5 protein-coding genes are annotated in these 5,013 nt (G+C 31.7%); all 5 read left to right on the top strand.

The genetic code is table 11. The annotated features are described in order from the left end of the window. The first annotated feature begins 9 nt into the window (after nt 1–9). A complete protein-coding gene (locus BTO06_RS09160; RefSeq protein ID WP_100925014.1) occupies nt 10–957 on the top strand; it encodes a PorP/SprF family type IX secretion system membrane protein in 948 nt (315 codons plus the stop codon). A 68-nt stretch (nt 958–1,025) separates the two neighbouring features. Continuing rightward, nucleotides 1,026–1,850, top strand: a complete 825-nt coding sequence (gene rluF / locus BTO06_RS09155) for a 23S rRNA pseudouridine(2604) synthase RluF (protein ID WP_100925013.1) — start codon at nt 1,026–1,028, stop codon at nt 1,848–1,850. Between the two features lie 54 nt (nt 1,851–1,904). Next, complete coding sequence (gene tgt, locus BTO06_RS09150) at nt 1,905–3,035, top strand: tRNA guanosine(34) transglycosylase Tgt (protein ID WP_100925012.1); 1,131 nt, start codon at nt 1,905–1,907, stop codon at nt 3,033–3,035. 2 nt (nt 3,036–3,037) lie between these two features. Continuing rightward, nucleotides 3,038–4,117: an LptF/LptG family permease gene (locus tag BTO06_RS09145; RefSeq protein WP_100925011.1), complete on the top strand. Its 1,080-nt coding sequence runs from the start codon at nt 3,038–3,040 to the stop codon at nt 4,115–4,117. Beyond that, complete coding sequence (locus BTO06_RS09140; RefSeq protein ID WP_100925010.1) at nt 4,104–5,000, top strand: DMT family transporter; 897 nt, start codon at nt 4,104–4,106, stop codon at nt 4,998–5,000. Before BTO06_RS09145 ends, BTO06_RS09140 begins: the two co-directional genes overlap by 14 nt. Nucleotides 5,001–5,013: the final 13 nt, after the last annotated feature.

Raw genomic sequence — 5,013 nt, 5'->3', positions numbered from 1 at the left:
AATTATTAGATGAAGAAATATAGAATAATCCCCATATTACTTTTATTTGTCTCGAATGTATTCGGACAAGAGAATGATTTACCTCAGTACATCAATCACATGGCTGACAATCCATTTCTGATATCTCCAGCTTATGCTGGTATTGGATCAGGGTTACAAGTAAGATTAAATGGAGTAAGTCAGTGGATTGGAGTTAAAAATGCTCCAGACACACAGTCCCTAACCGTGGAAGCTCGTTTAGCCGAGCGCTTCGGAGGTGGTTTAACAATGTTTAATGATTCAAATGGATTCACTTCTCAGAAAGGAGCACGTATATCATTGGCAAGTCACTTAATTTTAAGTGATGTCTATGATAGTTTTCTATCTTTAGGATTGAGTTATAGTTTTATCAATTTTGGCATTGATACATCTCAGAATAACACTGGTCAAGTATTACCTAATCGTGTTATTAATACGTCTAACTTTGATATTAGTATGTTATACCGTTTTGGTCGTTTTGCCATTAGTGGTAATGTGGTAAATTTGTTAGACAAAAAGGTAGATCAAGTATTTGGAAATGGTGAACCTGAAGTCTTAAGAAGATATTCTGTTTATACAAATTATAACTATCGAATCAATAGAGATACAGAACTAGAGCCATCTGCGTATGTTGAATATTTTGAAGCCACCAAAAGATCTAGAACTGATATTAATGTTAAGCTTAGAAAAAGAATTTTTAACGGATATGTTTGGGGTGGATTAAGTTATACTTTTTTAAACGATCAGTTCTTCAAGCCTAACGCTATTGCTCCTTTATTCGGTTTAAAGAAAGATAAGTTTTACGTTTCTTATGGATTCAGTATTACTGTTAATGAAGTAATTGGTTTCAACAACGGAACACACATGATTACCTTAGGTTTTGACTATGATAGAAGACCAAGTTTAGCACGTTGTACACGAAAAATGATAATGTTCTAAATGCAATAAAATATGATTATATAAAAAACCTCAGCTAGTCTGAGGTTTTTTATTTTAATTTTGTCCTAATGGAGAAAAATAATCAAGAGTCGACGAACCTAAATAAATTTATAAGCTCAACTGGAATATGTTCTAGAAGAGAAGCTGAACGATTAATAATAGCAGGTCGAGTAACTATTAATGGAAAACCTACGCAATTAGGAAACAGAGTATTTGATGGTGATGTAGTTAAAATTGATGGAAAATCTTTGAAAGCAAAACCAAAAACAATCTATATAGCTTTAAATAAACCTGTTGGAATTGTTTGTACTACTGATAGTAAAGAGCGTAAGAATATTATAAAATTTGTTGGCCATCCTCAACGATTATTTCCAATTGGAAGACTAGATAAACCATCAGAAGGATTAATCTTTTTGACGAATGATGGAGATATTGTAAATAAAATTCTTCGTGCAGGAAACAACCATCAAAAGGAATATATAGTTTCTGTAAATAAACCTATCAACGATAGATTTGCGCAAAGAATGAGCAATGGGATTCCTATTTTGGGAACCGTAACAAAGAAATGTAAAGTTGAAATCATTAATTCTACCACATTCAAGATTATACTTACACAAGGACTAAATAGACAAATTAGAAGAATGTGTGAATATTTAGGTTATAACGTTACAAAATTAAAGAGAACCCGAATAATGAATGTAGAATTGGGAACTTTAAAAGTAGGTGAGTGGAGAGAACTATCAAAAGAGGAAATGAGTAAGATAAATACCCTAGTTAAATCTTCTAGTAAAACTGAAGAAGCTTCAGTTCAAAAAACTCCTCAGAAGCCTCAGAGTAAAACCTCTTCTAAAAGAAACTTCAAATCTAAGTTTGGTCGTCAAAGAAAAAAATAGATTTACAAAACATTTAAGTTTTCACATTATTCCAATTATGTATCTTTGTCACATATGCAGTTTAAATTAGAAAATACGGATCCTAAAAGTAAAGCGAGAGCAGGTGTAATTACTACGGATCACGGGACAATTGAAACTCCAATTTTTATGCCTGTTGGTACGGTAGCTTCTGTAAAAGGAGTTCATCAGTCAGAGCTTAAAGACGAGATCAATCCAGATATAATTTTAGGGAATACTTACCATTTGTATTTAAGACCCAAAACAGCTATTCTTGAACAGGCGGGTGGCTTACATAAGTTCATGAATTGGGATAGAAATATTTTAACCGATAGTGGAGGATACCAGGTATATTCCTTGTCGGGGCGAAGAAAGATCAATGAAGAGGGTGTGAAATTTAAGAGTCATATTGACGGTTCTACGCATTTTTTTACACCAGAAAACGTAATGGAAATTCAAAGATCTATAGGAGCCGATATAATCATGGCATTTGATGAGTGTACACCTTATCCTTGTGATTATAATTATGCGAAGAATTCAATGCATATGACCCATCGTTGGTTAAAAAGATGTATTGAGCATTTGGGGAAAGTTCCAACAAAATATGGTTACGAACAAACATTATTTCCAATCGTACAAGGAAGTACTTATAAAGATTTGCGTAAGCAATCTGCTGAATTTATTGCTTCGGTTGAAGCAGAAGGAAATGCTATTGGTGGTTTATCGGTTGGTGAACCTGCTGAAGAAATGTATGCAATGACTGATGTTGTATGTAGCGTTCTTCCTGAAGACAAACCTAGATATTTAATGGGCGTTGGTACACCAATCAATATTCTTGAAAATATAGCGTTAGGTGTTGATATGTTCGATTGTGTAATGCCAACAAGAAATGCAAGAAATGGAATGTTATTTACAGCTTATGGAAGCATTAATATAAAGAACAAAAAATGGGAGAATGATTTTTCTCCAATCGACGAAATGGGTATAACTTTCGTTGATACTCTATATTCAAAGGCATATTTACGTCATTTATTTGCATCAAAAGAATTACTTGGTAAGCAAATAGCTTCTATACATAACCTTGGTTTCTATTTATGGTTAGTAAGAGAAGCAAGAAAGCATATCAAGGCAGGTGATTTCGCGCAGTGGAAGGATAAAATGGTGAAACAAATGAGTAATCGTTTGTAATAGTGAAAATACTTGATTGGTACATATTAAAAAGATATCTAACAACGTTTTTATTTACGTTGTTAATATTAATTCCAATTGCTGTAGCAATTGATATTTCTGAGAAAATAGATAAATTCTTACGTGATGAAACATTGACTTTTTTCATTATCGTCAACGATTATTACAAGAACTTTATTATTTACTATGCAAATACGTTTATGCCATTGGCATTATTTATTGCAGTAATTGTTTTTACTTCGAGATTGGCAAATAATACTGAAATTGTTGCTATAAATAATTCACAAATTTCATTTACCCGATTTTTATTTCCATACTTTATTGGTGCTACTATAGTCACAGTTCTTGCATTATATATGAATCATTATGTTGTTCCATCAAGTAGTAAAACAAGAAAAAAATTCGAAAACACATACCTTAAAAAGTCAAAGTACAAAGATCAAATGATTTCTGATTTTAGTCTGCAATTGAATGACAGTACCTACATGTTCGTTCAAACTTATAATCTTAAAAACAATAATGGGCATAAGTTCTCTACTGAAGTATACGATGGTTTAAAACTAAAATATAAACTTATTGCCGACAGAATAACCTGGAGAGATTCTGTTTTTAGTTTATTAAATTGGAAAGAGAGAAAGATTTTTGATGATCGAGATAGTATTTCTTCGGGAAATAGAATAGACAAGAAGTTTTTGTTTACTCCAAAAGATTTTAATTATAAATCTGCTATGGCTCAAGAAATGCCATCGCCTGAATTAGCTGAATTTATTAGAATATCAAGAAAAAGAGGTGTAAAAAACCTTAATGCCTATTTAGTTGAATTGTACAAAAGGACTAGTTTACCGTTAGCTTCATATATTTTAACATTAATAGCAGTAGCACTGGCTCATAGAAAAAGACGAGGAGGAATCGGTGTAAACCTAGCTTTAGGTATTGCTATTATGTTCGTATATGTGTTCTTCTTAAAAGTAGCAGAAGTTTTAGGTGCGGTAGCAGGAGCAAATTCTTTACTTAATGTCTGGATGCCAAATATGATATTTGGAGCATACGGAATCTATCTTTATATCAATGCAAGAAAGTAAACTTAAAAATTATCTATTATTACATTTCATAGTTTTTATTTGGGGATTTACAGCGATACTTGGAAAGTTAATTACCATTGAAGCAATTCCACTTGTTTGGTATAGAATGCTAATAGCGGTGGTATTTATTTGTATTTATTTTACTGTGGAGAAGAAATCTTTTAATATACCGCGAAAAGCACTTTTAAAATTTTTTATTACTGGTGCCATAATAGCAGTACATTGGATAACGTTTTTTAAAGCCATAAAAGTTTCAAATGTATCTGTTGCATTAGTAACAATGAGCACAGGAGCCTTTTTTACTGCTTTACTCGAACCTATATTTTTTAAAAGAAGAATTAATCCTCTAGAAATGATAATGGGCTTATTAGTAATTATAGGTTTATATATCATTTTTAATTTCGAAAGTCAGTATAGCTTGGGTATTATTTATGCTTTAATTTCTGCTTCCCTTTCAGCGTTATTTGCTGTTCTAAATGGAATTTTTATTAAGGATTATGAAGCAGATACAATATCGCTATATCAACTTTTATTTGGAGTAGTTGTTGTGACCATTTACTTAGGAGTTACTGGAAGTTTCACAACTGAATTCTTTGTGTTAGAAAGTTCTGACTGGTTATACTTAATCTTATTAGGAAGTATCTGTACAGCTTATGCCTTTATTGCTTCTGTAAAAGTGATGAAATATTTAACTCCTTACACAGTAATGCTTACAATTAATTTAGAGCCTATTTACGCTATTGTGTTGGCGCTCATTGTCTTTGGTGATACAGAGCAAATGAATGTAGAGTTTTATTACGGAGCATTTATAGTCTTATTTGTTGTTTTGTTGAATGGGATATTGAAAAATTCTTCAAAAATTAAAAAGAAATTACAACGATAATTTAGTATGTTTG

Origin of the sequence: Tenacibaculum sp. SZ-18 (genome assembly GCF_002813915.1) — a bacterium.
In the GTDB taxonomy this organism is placed as follows: domain Bacteria; phylum Bacteroidota; class Bacteroidia; order Flavobacteriales; family Flavobacteriaceae; genus Polaribacter.
This window is presented reverse-complemented; position numbering and strand designations above follow the sequence as displayed.

Excerpts from the sequence above, each read along its gene's own strand:
- BTO06_RS09160 (WP_100925014.1), top strand. The coding sequence starts at position 10 with ATGAAGAAATATAGAATAATCCCCATATTACTTTTATTTGTCTCGAAT.
- BTO06_RS09140 (WP_100925010.1), top strand. The coding sequence starts at position 4,104 with ATGCAAGAAAGTAAACTTAAAAATTATCTATTATTACATTTCATAGTT.
- tgt (WP_100925012.1), top strand. The coding sequence starts at position 1,905 with ATGCAGTTTAAATTAGAAAATACGGATCCTAAAAGTAAAGCGAGAGCA.
- rluF (WP_100925013.1), top strand. The coding sequence starts at position 1,026 with ATGGAGAAAAATAATCAAGAGTCGACGAACCTAAATAAATTTATAAGC.